This window comes from Paenibacillus sp. IHB B 3084, assembly GCF_001447315.1.
Classification (GTDB): domain Bacteria; phylum Bacillota; class Bacilli; order Paenibacillales; family Paenibacillaceae; genus Paenibacillus.
The window spans coordinates 1,635,660-1,651,908 of record NZ_CP013203.1 but is presented as its reverse complement, the minus strand read 5'-3'; the positions used below and the strand labels follow the sequence as shown (position 1 = coordinate 1,651,908).

Genomic DNA, 16,249 nt, shown 5'->3' with positions numbered 1-16,249 from the left:
AGAGCCGATGATAGATTTCTTCCTGCGAGAGAAAGGCGAGCTTGTACACATAAACGGTGTAAGACAGCTTGGTCTGATTCGAGATGCGACAAATAATATTCAAATGACCGATGAAAAAATTATTCGAGCAGCAACACCTTTACATACAGGAGATATAGTAGATTATCGCTATGAACGTTATCTGATCACCAGTCAGGTGGATCGGAATGAAAAGTCTTTTCGAGGCAGAATGAAAAAGTGTAAACAACGGCTAGCTTTAAACTGGAATGGAGAGGTGCAATGGTTTGATGCTGTGGTAGAAGCCAGAACGTTTTCAACGGAAACAGGTAAAGTTATCTCCATGCCAGAGGGAAACATTCTGTTTACTGTACAGGACAACGCAGATACGAAGGGCATTACATTAAGTCAACGATTTTATATGACTCATCAGTCGTTTAAAATAGTTGGAATTGACCGCACGATGAATGGCATCATCCAGTTAAGCTGCACGTTGGATAGCATAAATACAGCTTATGATGACGTGGAAAATAACATTGCAGACCGATGGAAATATGAGATTGCTCATACATACGCATTACATATCAATCAGGGAACGATAGCTCATGCGCTGCTCAACGAAACGTTATCTTTGAATGTGACCGCTACGGATAATGGGAATGAGATAGCCAATCCGGCGATTACTTATATATCTAGTGACCCAAGTGTGGTTAGTGTAGATCAGCAAGGTCAGATTATGGGCATCGCTTTGGGACAAGCAAGCATCACTGCGAAATTAACGTATCACCCAACAGTACAAAGTACCATTGAAATGAGAGTTATCGAAACAGGAACACATTTCTATGTGATAACCATAACGGGTAATCCTACGCTTAAAACAGGCCAAAGTACCTCATACGTCAGTCATATCTATGATCAAGGAACAGAAGTGTTTGACCAGTATGTAGAGTGGAGCCTACGGAACCAAGATGATTCAACTCCTATTATGGGAAGCATAACAGCCAGCACAGGAAATAGTGTGAAGGTAAAAGCTGGAAGCAGTGGTAGAGCGATTAATAGAGCACTTGTACTGACTGCTACCTTAGTAAGCGATCCTAGCATGACAATAGAAAAGACCATTAGCCTTAAAAATTTATTCTAAGCATTATATCTATTGGCTTGCCTTCGTGGTGAGCCATTTTTATTTCAAAGGAGCACATACATATGCAACGAAAATCTATTGATTATCTACTGAGTCTAAGCCTATTGAAGCAATTGAGATTACAAAATGTCATTACAGAAGAAGAGTTCATAGCGATTGATAAGCTTAATAAAAAGTCTTTCAAGTAGCTATAACATGGGCAGAAATGGACTTGATGATGTGCCGAAAGCATTATACCATGTGACCGTATAAAGAAGATATCGAAGGGAGAAACACCTATGGCCCAAGCCGCAACCGCAAAAAAGGTCGTCGTTGTTCCCATTAAAACGATGGACATCGTAGAGGGAATCCAATCTATTCAAAAGAAGAAAGTCGCTGCCTATTGCCGGGTCAGTACAGATTCCGAGGAGCAAAAGGAGAGCTATACTAATCAGGTGAATTACTATACCCAATACATTCAAAACAACTTGGAATGGGAAATGGCGGATATCTATGCCGATGAAGGGATCACCGGAACCAACACCAAAAATAGAACGCACTTTAATCGCATGATACAGGATGCTCGAAATGGTAAACTGGATCTGATTTTGGTCAAGTCGATTTCAAGATTTGCTAGGAATACACTGGATTTATTGAAATATGTACGGGAACTTAAAAGTCTCGGAGTGGCTGTATTCTTTGAACGAGAGAACATTAATACACTGGATACAACAGGTGAAGTATTACTGACCATTCTGAGTTCTCTTGCCCAAGACGAGAGTCGAAACATTTCTGAAAATAGTCGATGGGGCATATTACGAGGCTTCCAAAACGGCAAAGTCTTCTGCAACACCACTCGCTTCCTCGGCTATGATAAGGATGAACATGGTGAATTGGTGATTAACGAGCCAGAAGCAGAGATTGTGCGGCGCATATACGAGGAGTATTTGGATGGAAAAAGCTATCAGGCGATAGCCAGAGGTTTGATGCGAGATCACATTAAAACAGTCACGGGTGGCGATACGTGGTGGGATTCCTCCATTACATTAATATTGACGAATGAGAAATATTACGGAGCTTTACTTCAACAAAAGACGGTAACGGTAGATTTCCTAACTCACAAACGAATAAAGAATCGGGGACAAGAACAGCAATATTTAATTGAAGACAACCATGAACCGATTGTATCCAAGGAAATATTTGAAGCGGTACAAAAAGAGAAGGCACGCCGTGCCAAGCTAAAAGGTAATGTCATGGGGGAGAGTAAAAGATACTCCAGTAAATACGCACTGAGCAGTAAAGTATATTGTGGATGCTGTGGAGCCATTTTTAAACGCCGAACCTGGAACAGCAATAATCCATCCAAAAAAGTGGTATGGCAATGCAAAACGTATGTCAATGAAGGGAAAGTAGCATGTGATGCCAAATCAGTCGATGAACAAGTTTTACATTCCGCATTTGTGCGATTGTTCAACCGGATGTATGAGAACAAGAAAGAATTCATTAAAACACTGAAAGGCAATATTGAATCGATACTATCGAGAAAAGTAGAGCAAAAATCGTTATTAGACATCGAAGGACAGATGCAACAATTGAAATCCGACTTGAAGGAATTAGTGAATCTCAAGCTGCGGAATCAGATGGACGAGAGCGTATATGATGAAGAGACGAACAGACTTTCCAGTGAACTCAACGAGCTACGGCAACAGATGGTGATATTAGAGGAGGAGCATGAGCAGCAAGCGAAAATCAAGGAACGAGTCGATGAGATTATTCAACTTTTAAGCTCACGGCAAGATATACTGGAACAATTTGATGATAACCTATTTAATGCGTTGGTGGAGAAGATAACCATTCTCTCACCAGCGCATTTTGTTTTTACCTTGAAAAGTGGAATGAGCATAGATGAAATATTGGACTAATAGAATCATAGGCTAAAGTGATCAAAAGCTAACAAGTAACTGTGGGTTGCATGACGGGAAGGATCAATCGAATCCCGTCTTTAACTCCTTCCATATAGATGGACTGTTTGTCCTGACTTAGCTGATCGCCTATGGCTTCTTCCCATTCGGATAGCAGATGCTGAATATCCTCGTTTTGATTCATTTTGAATTGATCCATTTGCGTGAATAGATTTTTGTCCTCTGGTAAATTTGAAGCCTGTTGTTCACTGGCTAGTTCTAGTTGATAAAATCGTTGGCGTAACGCTTCGAGAAACCAATCTGGCCAATTTGACATAAGTAAATTTTCCCTCCCGTTGTTGAAGTGTGTGTATGTTAACTCTGATTGGGAGGGATGGCAAGTCATTGTTTTAGTTTAGCGGTTGGCTCGCTATGTTATTGAGTTACTGATCTATATAAATTGAACTAAAGAAACAACCAGCTAGAACCTGACACAAAGACGGTCAACGATCATCAAAGGTACTTTCATAATCTCTTCCATAAACCGTTGTACGTTGGTACGAATTTCAGCGACCGTGTGGTAAAAGACGTTGTTAATCACATCGGATTTAAGCCATTTCCACAACCCTTCGACTGCATTCAGTTCGGGGCTATAGGGAGGCAAAAATACAAGTTCAAGTCGATCCTTCATCTCGTTTAGGAACGATGCCAGCAGCTTTGCATGGTGAATTCGCGCATTGCCCAGGATCATCGCAATTTTACCTGTCGGATATTCGGTTAACACTTTTTTCAAAAAGATCAAAAATGTTTCGGCTGTATAATACTCATCTTCCTGCCATACGATCCTGCCTGTCACATAGTCGACGGTAGCCAGCAGTTTGACACCCCGATGTTTACCTGTAGTTTGAATGATACGCTGCTTGCCACGAAGAAACCACGTTTTTTGAATGGCTTGGTAATCGCGAATCATGGATTCGTCTTCAAATAATACATGGTCGATTTTTGCCGTCATGTATCTTTTTTTAAATTTGGAAACGTGACTTCCGAAAAAATTCGTTGCTTTTTTTCGTCCGCCGCTGCCAAGGTATAGGTTGGCTTGGTATAGCTTAGCCCTTGACGATGCATCATTTTAGAGATACCCCGAAGCGAATACGTCTGACCAAACTCCCTTTTGATGAAGGCTGCAATGATCTCCAGTGTCCAATTGTGACGCGCGGTAAAGCCTACATCATGTGGAACGGAGTCCACGATCGTTTGTTTTAACTTTTCCAGTTGTTCTTTCGTTAATCGGACAGGTGCTCCTGGCGAATGATTCATTTGCAGTCCGGAAAGCCCGCGTGTGTCATATGCTTGAATGTACCCTTTTACGGTTTTGGGGCTTCGGTTAATGATATGAGCAATTTGCTCGACTTCTGTTCCTTGTAGATACAAATACAGCGTCTGATAGCGTTCAAACATCCGACGATCTTTTGCTTGCTTCATCGCGGTTTGGATCTCTTGAAATGATGCTGAATGTTCCATGCGATTCCCCTGCCTGTCTAAAGTTGTTACTTTATTACTTCGACATGCAGTAGCGAATTCCTTACCATAGTTTTCTAATCTTTAGTTCAACTTATATAGAACATATAAAAAGCTTATTCCTCCTCATGAATCAAGTTGAAATAAGCCTTTAAGAATATATCAAGTATAGCTGGATATCAAATAAAAAATCTCAATTTTTAGGACGGTGATTTCGAATTAAATTCCATACTCCGAGTGGATTATAGAATGGATCTTCTTCCTCAAACATTGTGCACTTTTTATGCTTTAATAAATATATTGGAGAGTTTGGATCTGTACTAAATGTTTCTCCGTCAGTGATCTTTGGCTTTTCTACAATGTTATATAAACAAAATATCCTGAATAATGTGGACACTTCCGAGCCTGTTATGTTTTCAGATGTTGTTTCTACATCAGGATAACCAAAGCTTTGCATACCAGTAGTGTAAAATGTTTTTTCTTCGCGGGACATTTGGATAAACGCAGTAAATACTTGAGCAATGTCCTTACTGCTTGTTATTTCTAACCATTCCTCTTTTGTACTTGCTCTTCCAGAAGATTCAACATTTACTGCAATTCCTCCTGCATGTAATACTGCACTAGCAACCTCCATAATATCCAAAACCTTTTCTATAGAACCACCCTCACCCAAAAGATAAATGATACTTTTATGTTCATTTAATTGATCGATGTGTTCCCTTTTAAATGAGCCATTTCCAGCTACTTCGAAAGCTTCTGCAACATAAGGATTATATTCACTTATGTTCACATCAAAGAAATCTTTTGGATTTTTAAGGTTTCCGATATGGTTACCTGCATATATATAACCGTTTCCCTCTCGAGCCATTGCCTCTATAAATTCATCTCTTGTTTTCCAATAACCAGGTATTCCTAAAATAATCTTTGGTAAATTCATAGCAATATCACCTTATCTCGCAAAAATTTATACTCAACCATATTAATCTTTATTCATCTTAATTTTTCTAAAAGGAAATTAGCTTTTTCTAAATATAAATCTGGATCGTCATCCTTAATCATCATTAAAATTTCTTTAAGCGTCTGCTTAGTCGAACTTTCTAATTTGCCCAAAACTTTACCGTAAGAAATTACCAAATCTTTTGAATTTAAAAGTGTCCGATGGATTCTCTCTGCCCAAAATTCCGCATGGGGTAACATCTTGGGAGTACCCAAAGCCAATTTGTATAAGCCCTCTTCTAAATCATCACGTTCTGCAATATAAAATATGGTTTCGATAAGATAGTCATCAGCTGTTGGTTCAGCAACTTCATCTTCGAAGATTGTACAGAGATCAAGAATTATATCATTCGTTCCTTCAAGAGACAATTCATTCAGAATATTCTCAAATACCTCTATATTGTCTCCCTCTTTTTCCATAAAGCGCATTTTATATAGTATATTAATTTTATCATTCAATATAAGGTTTCTCCTCTTTATTTGACATAACTGCTATTTGGGTTTTCCAAAGATCTTTAAACCATTGTGTTCATAATTTTTATAATAGTCAATATATTCCTGAATCCTTTTTCTAGTCGCTTTGTTATACAAACCATCTTCTTTAAGAATCCGCCTTAAATCATTAATATCAAATGCTAGGCCATCACGCTGCATTAAAGATTTATATAAAGTAAAATCTCCTGGTCTGGTTGCTTTACTTAGTCCATAGGTAAATGTTCTTCTATGTCTACCGCCCTGTCCTGGATGTGGATGCTCTAAAAACATAGAGTAGCTATCTTTAGTCTTAATACCAAACTCATCTTGCATGTATTTATTAGACGGCATATGGTGTCCTGTTATATTATCGCCAGTTACATTAGGTAATTTACCATATTTCCCATGATTCAATTCGTTCGGGAGCAAATCTTTGCTTGTCTGAGGTATATTTTGTTTCTTATCATTAGCAAATTTTTTGTAACGTTCATTGAGCCTTTCCTTTAGTTTATCATAATCTGTTTTAGGTTTTCCCGTCCCATTAGAACCTTTCCCTGTATACTCTCCTGATTTTAACGCATCAATCTGTTTTTGTCTCTCTGGTGTTATTGGCTCATGTGGCCCATTCGTAGATTTACGAACATCAAGTCGACTTTGGTCTGGACCATCATGTGCAAACTTGAATGGACTCTTTCTTGCACCTTGTCTGTCCATTTTTTTGCCCATTTGTGCTATCCAACCCCCTAAGGGCTGAATCGGTTTAGGGACAATACTCGAATTCGTTTTAAACTTCCCAGCACTTATAGGGGCAGAGGAAATACTCGATTGTTTGGAAGACTGACTTGAAAATTCGGTAATGGGTATTTTTTTAGACTTGACTATATTTCCAATATTTTTGAGTGATTTAACTCCTTCAACTAGTTCTGCAATATGGATAATGGTTTCCCCTACGCGTGTAACACCATGATATTGAGAAACACCTGCATAATAATTTTCATCGGCTGAGGTAGTAAGCTTATCCATACTAAGGGTCTCTGCGCCTTTAACCATAGGATCAACATAACTTTGTCCAACTTGCTTTGCATCATCTATAACAGTATCCCAAGATTTATTGAATTGGATAAGATCTTTTGTATATTGAATTTGGTGTCGTTTCTGTTCTTCAGGGTAATCGGCACCATATTTAAATCTATCGGCAGTGCCTTCTCCCAAAACATCATCTATTAACAATTCTATAAAGGATAAGGTTACTGCATCTCTTACACCCTTCCAGCGAGAATCACTATTTGCGTCCATTCTGTTCTGCTTCACTTGCTCCAATCCGTGTTCGGCTACCTGTGCTTCAAATGCTGAAGCCAGTGGGGAGTGCATCTTATGTGTAGAGGCTTTTAATTCAATTTTGGAACTAAGTGCATTGACATCCTCTTTCAACTCAATCGCATCAGATGATGTGTTTACATATAATCCTTCTGTCCCCTTTAACGTAATGGATTGTGCATTTAATCCTAGATGGCCGCTGGCCTGAATCTGTACACTCTGCGTGCTGCTTATACTTACGCCATGGGAAGCATTCATGGAGATATACAGCATGCCTTCCTTGGCACTCATATTCAGTTCGGAATCCCCCAGCGTAAAAGATTTGCCTTGGGGGTTGCGGAAGGATTTGACTCCCGGATCTGCCATAGTCTGTTCATGGTGTTGTTGCATGGAGCCAGAATCTACTCCTTTTGGAGAAGCAACAGACGCCGAATGAGCGGATGGAGGGTCAAGCCGTACTGACTGTACTACCATGGCATCGTCTTCATTTGCGCTTGGGAAATACAGCTTTACTTGAGCGCCTTTTTCCGGCATCAGATACCAGACCTGATTACCTTCTGCAGAATAGGGAAACCACTGGGCATCTTTGGGATTTTGATGTTTGTCCATATCCAGATGTAACCGAACCTGATTGCGACTGACTTCCAGTATTTTTCCTTCAATGGCTGCGCCAGTAATAGTTTTATTATACGTTTTTGCGATGGTTACACCCTGTGGCAAGACACATTCGTAGGACCATGTCATTAAGCCGTTTGTCATGATGCCTGTCCTCTTGGTAATCACATAGGTAAGACCAGAACGCTTGACTTCATCGCCCAGTTGCAGCATTTCAGGCCATTCGAAGGTGTAACTGGTATAGTCCTCTGCGGAAGTATTCGCTCTCCCGTTCGCAGCATTGTTTAAATACGGGGCAATCTGTCGCCGCATACGAAAAGGGACATCTTTTAAAACAATCTGTCGACGTCCTTGAGGAATACCGATCCAAACTTGAATGCGATGAGCGGTTATATTCGGGACAAGTACAGCCCCAACATGAGAAGCCAGACGTTTCAAAAAAGTCCAATCCGTCTCCTGATACTGCATGATGAATTGCCCCGTTGGCTTCTTGCCAAAAGCTTCATCCAGCATATCCGAACCTTGATAATCGGAAAGCACCTCTTGCGCGATATCTGTATAGTTGCGATTAACTTGCTGAAAGGAGCGATTCTTTAATTGTGTATCTAAAGTAAAGGTATGGGATATGGCTTCAATCGTGACATACATGTCTTGATGTACGTGTTGAACTTCCACATGATATAATTGTCCTCTGAATAAGGGTTGCTTTTTTCCGTTTTCATCTTTAAATAACAATTCAACGGGATCGTCACTGCTGCTTTTTTGGATGATGGTGTCTTCCTGCTCGGGGTTCATTTGCCCCGTCACGATGAGTCTGGCGTGATCACCCAATTGCTGGTTCACCTTCACTTGTTTCAGGCGTACAGAACCGTAAGGCCAACTGAATCGAATATCCTGATAGGTGAGTAAACCTGTTGATATTTCTCCCATAAATGATTCCTTTCTACGACAAAATAGCTATCCTTCCTGGCCGTCTTGCTCAATGGAAATCATGCCCCCACAAGAGCATACCAGCGTAGATTTACTTAACAGTGCATGCTCTCCTTCGATGAGGACATCTTCCTTCCCATCACTCCATTTGGAACCAAACGGAATCGTTGGTTTACAAACGTCTCCTGTCACTTTACAAAAGCCAAAGGCTCCTTCTTTACTGATATTGGCACCACAGACGGCATCGGCAACATTCAATAACGGTTCATTTTGACTGTATATGCCATGGTCGATCATCAGGTTGAGGACACCAGGATCGGTTCCTTGAGTGCATTTCAGCGTTGCCCCCCGTGTAACAAAGGAGTATTCGCCACTTAACATACCGGAGACTAGCGCTTGGAGAATGATCGGCAGAAACATAGACTTTCCTCCTTATCTAACTCATTTCATGATTATGCTCTACAAAATGGATCAAGCGGATGATCGCATATGATAGCGGATGCCATAACGGAGCGTCCTCCAGCTTGAATTGAATACTTCCTGTGAACGCACGTCCTTGCCATGAACGAACGAATACGATTTGATAGTAGGGATGAGGATCGACGATAAATAAAGCTTCATAACAGGCGATAAGCCCCTGTTCTAGTTCTAACGTGTTTTCTTCAATTAGTTGCATGTCTGGCTGAAGCTTTTTGGCTCCACGGGCCAGTTGTTGCTGCAACCATAACACTTGTTCCTGATGAAGCAGCTCTTCCCGCCAATGTAAGCCCAAACTAACTCCTTGTGCTTGGTCTCGGTAGATGACCCGATGAGGATTCCGACCTCCTTGTTTGTCGAATTCTGTTGTTTCTGTGAAAGAGCAGGGGAGGGGAAACGTCATTTGATCGGCAAAAGCTGCTCTGGCCTGTATTGGTATCTTTTGATCGTTATGTAGCACCAAGCTTCCCTGGGATATTCCCTTGATGCATTCATCTACCGATAACAGCATCCAATCTTCTTCTCTCGCAGCCTGTAACTGTTCTTGTAACTTGCGTTCGTTAAATTGATCTAGAAAAATCTCGTCCCAATATGTCGTTGTCATGTTGTTCCTCCTAAGCAAGCTCCACGGGTTGGAGCCTAAATCCACTTAAATTACGGCGAAGCAGACTTTCAGCTACCTCGATACTGATGATAAAGAAGGGTTCCCTGATGCCTTGCACCGTAAAGAAATGGTTTCCTTTAACTTTCTCATGGTCTAACACGAGCCGCTTGATATATTGACCCTGTAGGTCGAACTCAGCGTAAGAGGAAAGTACATCCATGGCCGGGGCATGAGGCATCCAATATAGTGCCGATTGGTTGTCTTTTCGGTTGATCAAATAGACTCGTTTGAAGCGGGCTTGCACATTATATTTCTCCAGGATACGTTTCATTGGGTTGGACAATAAAGTTGTAGATACAGACAACCAATCCGAAAACTCCCCATGTACAGGAATGGTCATGTCCAATACTTGTACCGGAGGAAATTCTTCAAAGGACGTGTTTCTGGGTAAGGAGGAAGGTTGTATTTTGTAAGGAATTCGGGTATCTTCCAACATTACATAATAGCGTTGCATTTTATCGCCCCCTTGGTTAATCCACCCACTGAACCGTCTGTAATTGCGACGGGCTGAGTTTGAAATGTTCTTGATCTGATTTGGAAAGCATTGTTCCTTGCATGGAGGCATCCTTAAAATCGACTTGATCCCCAAAATGAGCTCCTACTAAGCTGGCACCATCCAGATTGGCGTTTGTAAAGCGAATGCCTAACAGCCCCGTTCGATAGCTACCTTCCCGAAAAACATTGCCTTTAACCGCATCAAAACGGACACCCCGTAGATCGCTACCTGAGAAATCGGCATCACTTAGGATTGAACCGCTAAAATCTACGTCTCTAAGGTCGGCGTTTCTCCACGTTGTACCTAGCAACACACAGTTCCTAAATTGGCTGTTTGAAAAATCCCCCATGCCAAAATCACTGTAGCGCAGATCTTTTTCCACAATTCGCAGATCTCGAAGTGTAGTGCCTTTTACATTTTCGAAAGGATGCTCTGTTTCGCCTTCGTCCAGTAATCGTTGTTTTAAGTCATTCTCATGTAGCGGTGTGAGGTCTTCGACGTATACCTGTTCACTTTGATCCTTGAACTCACCAGTTCTGATGAATAAGAACTTCGCCTTTTGGATGGACTGATACTCTGGCATTTCAATCATCTGGTAAACGGCTAAGCGCAGGAGAGTGGCAACAAACTGATGAAAATAGTGAGATGAGCTCAATATTATCCTTTCTACATCCGCGCGATTCAGCAGACCGATATAGGGTTTTCGTTTCTGGTCAAGTACATCGATGATGGAAGCTATAGAACGGAAGGCCCATGAGGCATCGTATGTTACTGTGCAGTCGACTTGATCGAAATACCATTCGTCCGAATAGGCTTCGATAACATAGAGGTACGTCTGATCTAAAATAGATGTACGCAACATAGAAAAATGAATATAACCGATGGGGGCTTTCTCATTTCTGTCCTGCATGTTCTTAATGAGCTGACACATTTCACGAAACGCGGACACTAGGTCTACTGTGAGGATGGTTTTATTTCGTTGAAATTCAGCTTCAAGAGCCTGTAAGTTTTCTTCCAAAAGTGGTACAAAATCATGTTCATAAATCTGTTTTAGCGCCGCTTGTTTATCCACTTCCCTGATTCCCTCCTTTCATTAATTCATTTTGATTTCCGTGCCGGATAAGGTAGTGGTATCCTCCAGCGTGATGGTGTTGCCTTTACCGGATAACTCGATTTTTCCAGCGGAAAGCTGGATACTGCTAGATGCCAGGACGATATCAGAGCCTGCGCTGATATTTACATTTTTTCCGCTTACGATATCAATGCCGGTTTTATCGTTAATTACAATGGACATCCCATTACCTGAGATGACGATTTGATCCGGGGCTAGCATGATTTCTTTGCCATATTTCGTCCGCAACGTCTTAATAGCAGGGTCAGCCATTCGATCTGGTGCAGGGGTTGCTGCGGACAGAGCCGAAGAAGATACAGTCGAATGCGCTAAGGTTGCTGACGCATGTCCAGAAGCAGAGGATCTCTCTACCGAATGGGGCGGTTCTCTTTTAACTGAGCTGATCGCATACCCTTCTTCCTCTTTATAGCTTGGAAAATAGATACGAATGCTGTCTCCGTCTTCAGGCATGCAATACCAGCCTGTGTTATCCGCAGATGCATAAATCGTAGAGTAGGGGAACCAGTAATCGGTATTTGGGTCCTGCTGGTCATCCATATCGAGCTTGGCACGGATTTTGTCCCGACGAACGCTCAGCACTTTGCCCTGAATGGAAGCGCCGATAATAGAGCGATTGTAATCTTTAATAGGACGTAAGCCGCTTCGTGGTGACAGCTTGGCGGTATGGGTCAGCACCCCGTCTTTCATCTCCGTTAGCACCTCAGCGACCAGCAAAAGGTGGCCTTTAAAAGTCACTTCATAGCCAGGCTCCAGCAGCTTCTCTGTTTCAACTTCATACTGGATGAAATCCGCATCACGCACGCCGGGGATATGGTTCTCCGAGGCCGTTTGATAATCCGCTACCCGTTTAGTGACTTTATAATTGGTAGATTGTATTTCTCCTTTGCTGAGTCCCATGGGCAGGCCAAAATAAAACTTCGGCACTCCATAGCCCACCGCAGGAATGAGTGGAGAGTAGAAGTGGGAAGCCATCCGTTTCAGAAATTGCCAGTCGGTTTCATCGTATTGCATGATAAAGGTGCCGATGGGTTTCTTGTGGGACACGACATCCATGGCTTCGGCTTTGGAGTAGTCCGATACAATACTTTCGATCAGACCCGTATAGGTGAGCTTGGGGTTCTGGAAAGAGCGTTGATGCCGCTTAATATCTAACTCGTAGGTATGAGATATGGCTTCGACGGTTAGGTAATGAACCCCGTGAACGACTTTTTCCTCCACATCTAAGGCAATACCTCGAAACAAGGGCTGTCGATTTCCATTTTTGTCTATAACAAAAGCTTTGACCTGAGTTTCTTCATCCGAAGCACGTACATAAAGCTCTCGCATTTTCTCCGAGATAATGCCTGTACAGATCATTCGGGCATGGTCATTGACTGTTTTTAAAATTTTAAGTTCATGAAGGCGAATGAATTCATAAGGCATGATTTCGATATGACCGTAAGTCACGATATTTTCCATAGGTGTCTCCTTCTACAGTTGTCTTTGGTAAATGTTATTATGAGATTCCCAGCTAGCATATATTGTTATAGCTAAATCCAGCATATGTATTTATCGGTTAAAAGAGAGATTTAGTTTACAGATTGACCCATTGGTTGGGGAATTTACAATGTGTATTTTTGGAAGCAGGTGATATGGGAGGGAAATGTAGAGTAGAAAAAAGCATATAATAGGTGGTAAGAGGGAGTATATCCTTACCATCGTCTCGACACATGTGGAGTGCGTGGTAGTGATATATCGAGATGGGAAGCAGTAATCCACGAGGGATTAAGAGCAATTTGAATATGTTCCTGCATTCAAAAAACGCTTTAGAGTTGAGTGCAGGAACATATATTTTTTCATACATAAGGAATGTGGGTGTATGGTAGTGATAGTGAGAAATAGTTAATGTTGTTGTATTTACCTAATTGCATACGAAATGCTCATGCTGTTTGTGCGTATTTTTATTTTTGTATAGCAAATTGTAAAAACAGGAAAAGATGCAAAAGGTGTCGAAACATTAAATATAATATGTTTTATAGGATGGGATACTATGCAAAACTATGACTTCTTAAATTTATCTTCTGTGGAATTTGAAGATTTAGTTAGAGATATACTTCAGAAGCACCTTAATATTTATCTGGAAAGTTTCACGGAAGGTAAAGATGGAGGAATTGATTTACGAGGAAGTATAGATAAAAATAAAACTCTATTGATTCAATGTAAGCGGTATAAGGATTTTAATTCATTAAAAGGCAATTTAATCAAAGAATCCTCAAAAGTTAAAGATTTAAAGCCCGAGAAATATATTTTGGTGACCTCCGTGGGGTTGACACCAAAAAACAAAGCAGAAATTAAAAAATATTTGAACCTTATATATTGTCTTATGAAGATATATTTGGGAAAGGCGATCTAAATAATTTATTAGGGCAGTATAGTGAAATTGAAGAGAAGTATTATAAGTTGTGGCTATCAAGTACCGCTGTTTTAAAAACAATACTGCAATCGAATATTAAAAACCGTTCTGAATTCTTAGAAGATTCGATTAAGAACAGTATTAAGTTATTCGTGCAAAACAAAAGTGTAAATGAAGCAATTGACATTCTAAATGACGTTAACTTCACCATTATATCAGGTAATCCAGGTGTCGGAAAAACGACTCTAGCTAAAATGTTGATACTGCATTATATGTCTAAAGAATTTGAATTAATCGAAATATCTGAAGACATTGAAGAAGGAAATAAATTATTTGCAGAAGATAAAAAACAGATATTTTATTATGATGATTTTCTAGGAAGTAATTTCTTAGAGAGATCGATATCTAAGAATGAGGATAAGCGACTTTATTATTTTATGGAACGGATAAAAGCGAATAAAAACAAAAAGTTAATAATGACCACAAGAGAATATATTCTCAAACAAGCTCAACAGAAATACGAAGTTTTAGGACGGACAGATATTGATTTAGCCAAACATATTTTAGATCTAGAAAGTTATACTAGAGTTGCAAAAGCTGAAATTTTTATAATCATTTGTTTTTTCTAATCTATCGGAGGATTATATTAAAGCAGTAGTGCACGATAAAGGTTATTACAAGATTATTAACCATCCTAATTATAATCCGCGTGTTATTGAGTTAATGACAATCAGGCTTAATAAAAAATAATTACACCAAATAAATATTTGGAGCATTTTCTTAATTCACTAACTAATCCTAGTGAGATATGGAGATCTGCTTTTGAAAATCAAATAAGTGAATTATCTAAATATTTGCTTTATTCTGTTCTAATATCTCACGGGCCAATTAAAGAGGGAAAATTAATTCACTCTGTAAAAGAGATGATTAATTACGATTCTCAGAGGTTCAATTTATCATTAAGGAGAGGAGGATTTCTCAATTCTTTAAAAGAATTAGAAAATACATTTATTAAAATAAAGAAAGGTCTTGATACTGAAAACTATATAGAATTTCAAAACCCATCGGTAAATGACTTTTTAATTCATTATATTGAAAATGATAACGATTTAATTAAAATGATTATTAATAGTATGGTATTTTTTAATCAACTTTTCACCATCTTTAATCCTTATAATAAAACAGAAAATTCTTTTTCTAATTATCCACGTTCCATGAATTTAACCCATAAAATTGAACTAAAAGATAAATTGAAAAAAACTTTAGAAAGAAAAATAATCCGAGATTTTGATAAAATGAAAATAAGAGAAGGGATATATGAATATCAAATAACTGATAAGATCATGTATCTGAATCAATTTTATGACTATAAAAGTGAAGATCTAAATCACTTTCTTGCTAGGAAAATTGAAGACGTTAACATTAATTTATTAGAAGCTGATGAGCCGGAAGAGTTTGTAATGATTATCCATAAACTAAAAAGATATTTAAGATTAAATGTTAATGATTTAATGCTCAACTATATTGAGCATATAGACTCTTTAAGTGGTGTAAGGGGATTAATCGAACTATCTAATATTTATCCAGAGGAATATCAATTATATATCGAATACAATAAAGATATATTGATGGAAATAATTGAAGGTGCTATTTATGCTGATGCTGATAATGTAGATAACAATGAGGATGACATAATAAGTTTTAAAAGTGAGGTTGAAGATGTGTGTGACTTTTTTAATGAAAAATTTAAAAGCACTTTTGATTTATTGGATGAGAAATTGAAAGATGTTAAACATGAATATTATGAAGATGATTTTAGACTGCCTATAAAAAAAGAGGAGAGTCTCAGCAAAAAAGATGAGGACTTAAAAATAGATAGTATGTTTATTTCACTTTTAGGTTAATAGTCAAATTAGATCAGGTCTTTTTTTGATCGAATTATAGAGCATGACTTGCCCTCTCCTTCATTCAGAGTTAACAATACACACACGCTAATGATGGAGAGGTGTACGTTATGTCAGACTGGTTAGAATGGATTCAAATTGAAATGTTCAAAGGCGCTACAAAATCGAACAGCATTAGAATACTCTAGTTTTAGAAATGATTAGGCCCTTGGTATTACTCAAGGACTTTTTTTGTTCCATATATCCCCATGAATATGCTATAGTGTAAGAAATAAAGAAGATTTATGCATATTTTAGTAGAAAAATGGGCTAAGGC

At 39.3% G+C, this 16,249-nt stretch carries 16 protein-coding genes; 6 read left to right on the top strand and 10 right to left on the bottom strand.

Going from position 1 to position 16,249, the window contains the following annotated elements; translation table 11 throughout:
- The first annotated feature begins 7 nt into the window (after positions 1-7).
- From ASL14_RS07695 to ASL14_RS07690, 3 genes are all read left to right on the top strand, one after another.
- Positions 8-1,138 carry an Ig-like domain-containing protein gene (locus ASL14_RS07695; RefSeq protein WP_223264246.1) on the top strand — a complete coding sequence of 377 codons (1,131 nt, stop codon included), beginning with the start codon at positions 8-10 and terminating at the stop codon, positions 1,136-1,138.
- 62 nt (positions 1,139-1,200) lie between these two features.
- Positions 1,201-1,326: an SHOCT domain-containing protein gene (locus ASL14_RS29245; RefSeq protein ID WP_335338616.1), complete on the top strand. Its 126-nt coding sequence runs from the start codon at positions 1,201-1,203 to the stop codon at positions 1,324-1,326.
- A gap of 90 nt (positions 1,327-1,416) precedes the next feature.
- A complete protein-coding gene (locus ASL14_RS07690; RefSeq protein WP_134911123.1) occupies positions 1,417-3,039 on the top strand; it encodes a recombinase family protein in 1,623 nt (540 codons plus the stop codon).
- A gap of 28 nt (positions 3,040-3,067) precedes the next feature.
- Here the strand turns inward: ASL14_RS07690 and ASL14_RS07685 are convergent, their stop codons facing one another.
- The 10 genes from ASL14_RS07685 to ASL14_RS07640 all read right to left on the bottom strand — a co-directional run bounded on the left by ASL14_RS07685 (position 3,068) and on the right by ASL14_RS07640 (position 13,095).
- A complete protein-coding gene (locus ASL14_RS07685; RefSeq protein ID WP_134911122.1) occupies positions 3,068-3,355 on the bottom strand; it encodes a hypothetical protein in 288 nt (95 codons plus the stop codon).
- 144 nt (positions 3,356-3,499) lie between these two features.
- Positions 3,500-4,539 (bottom strand): IS630 family transposase gene (locus ASL14_RS07680; protein WP_134911121.1). Its coding sequence is split into 2 segments (ribosomal slippage): positions 3,500-4,033 and positions 4,036-4,539, totalling 1,038 coding nucleotides; the frame shifts between segments, so codons are not numbered across the junction.
- 190 nt (positions 4,540-4,729) lie between these two features.
- Positions 4,730-5,473, bottom strand: a complete 744-nt coding sequence (locus ASL14_RS07675) for a DUF4261 domain-containing protein (protein ID WP_134911120.1) — start codon at positions 5,471-5,473, stop codon at positions 4,730-4,732.
- A gap of 53 nt (positions 5,474-5,526) precedes the next feature.
- Entirely contained in the window at positions 5,527-5,961 is a 435-nt protein-coding gene (locus ASL14_RS07670; RefSeq protein WP_134914454.1) for an Imm30 family immunity protein, read from the bottom strand.
- A 63-nt stretch (positions 5,962-6,024) separates the two neighbouring features.
- Positions 6,025-8,868 carry a contractile injection system protein, VgrG/Pvc8 family gene (locus ASL14_RS07665; protein ID WP_134911119.1) on the bottom strand — a complete coding sequence of 948 codons (2,844 nt, stop codon included), beginning with the start codon at positions 8,866-8,868 and terminating at the stop codon, positions 6,025-6,027.
- 27 nt (positions 8,869-8,895) lie between these two features.
- Entirely contained in the window at positions 8,896-9,288 is a 393-nt protein-coding gene (locus ASL14_RS07660) for a DUF4280 domain-containing protein (protein WP_134911118.1), read from the bottom strand.
- A gap of 16 nt (positions 9,289-9,304) precedes the next feature.
- Positions 9,305-9,949, bottom strand: a complete 645-nt coding sequence (locus ASL14_RS07655; RefSeq protein ID WP_134911117.1) for a hypothetical protein — start codon at positions 9,947-9,949, stop codon at positions 9,305-9,307.
- A 10-nt stretch (positions 9,950-9,959) separates the two neighbouring features.
- Positions 9,960-10,463 (bottom strand): imm11 family protein, encoded by a 504-nt coding sequence (locus tag ASL14_RS07650; protein ID WP_134911116.1) that lies wholly within the window; start codon positions 10,461-10,463, stop codon positions 9,960-9,962.
- 16 nt (positions 10,464-10,479) lie between these two features.
- A complete protein-coding gene (locus tag ASL14_RS07645; protein ID WP_134911115.1) occupies positions 10,480-11,577 on the bottom strand; it encodes a pentapeptide repeat-containing protein in 1,098 nt (365 codons plus the stop codon).
- Between the two features lie 21 nt (positions 11,578-11,598).
- A complete protein-coding gene (locus tag ASL14_RS07640; protein WP_134911114.1) occupies positions 11,599-13,095 on the bottom strand; it encodes a hypothetical protein in 1,497 nt (498 codons plus the stop codon).
- A gap of 571 nt (positions 13,096-13,666) precedes the next feature.
- Between ASL14_RS07640 and ASL14_RS07635 the strand changes: the two genes are divergently transcribed.
- From ASL14_RS07635 to ASL14_RS07625, 3 genes are all read left to right on the top strand, one after another.
- On the top strand, positions 13,667-14,029 hold the full coding sequence (locus ASL14_RS07635) for a restriction endonuclease (protein WP_134911113.1): 363 nt from the start codon (positions 13,667-13,669) through the stop codon (positions 14,027-14,029).
- Entirely contained in the window at positions 13,993-14,658 is a 666-nt protein-coding gene (locus ASL14_RS07630) for an nSTAND3 domain-containing NTPase (protein WP_134911112.1), read from the top strand. The genes ASL14_RS07635 and ASL14_RS07630 overlap by 37 nt, the downstream gene beginning before the upstream one ends.
- 138 nt (positions 14,659-14,796) lie before the next feature.
- A complete protein-coding gene (locus ASL14_RS07625; RefSeq protein ID WP_134911111.1) occupies positions 14,797-15,933 on the top strand; it encodes a hypothetical protein in 1,137 nt (378 codons plus the stop codon).
- The last annotated feature ends 316 nt before the right edge of the window (positions 15,934-16,249 follow it).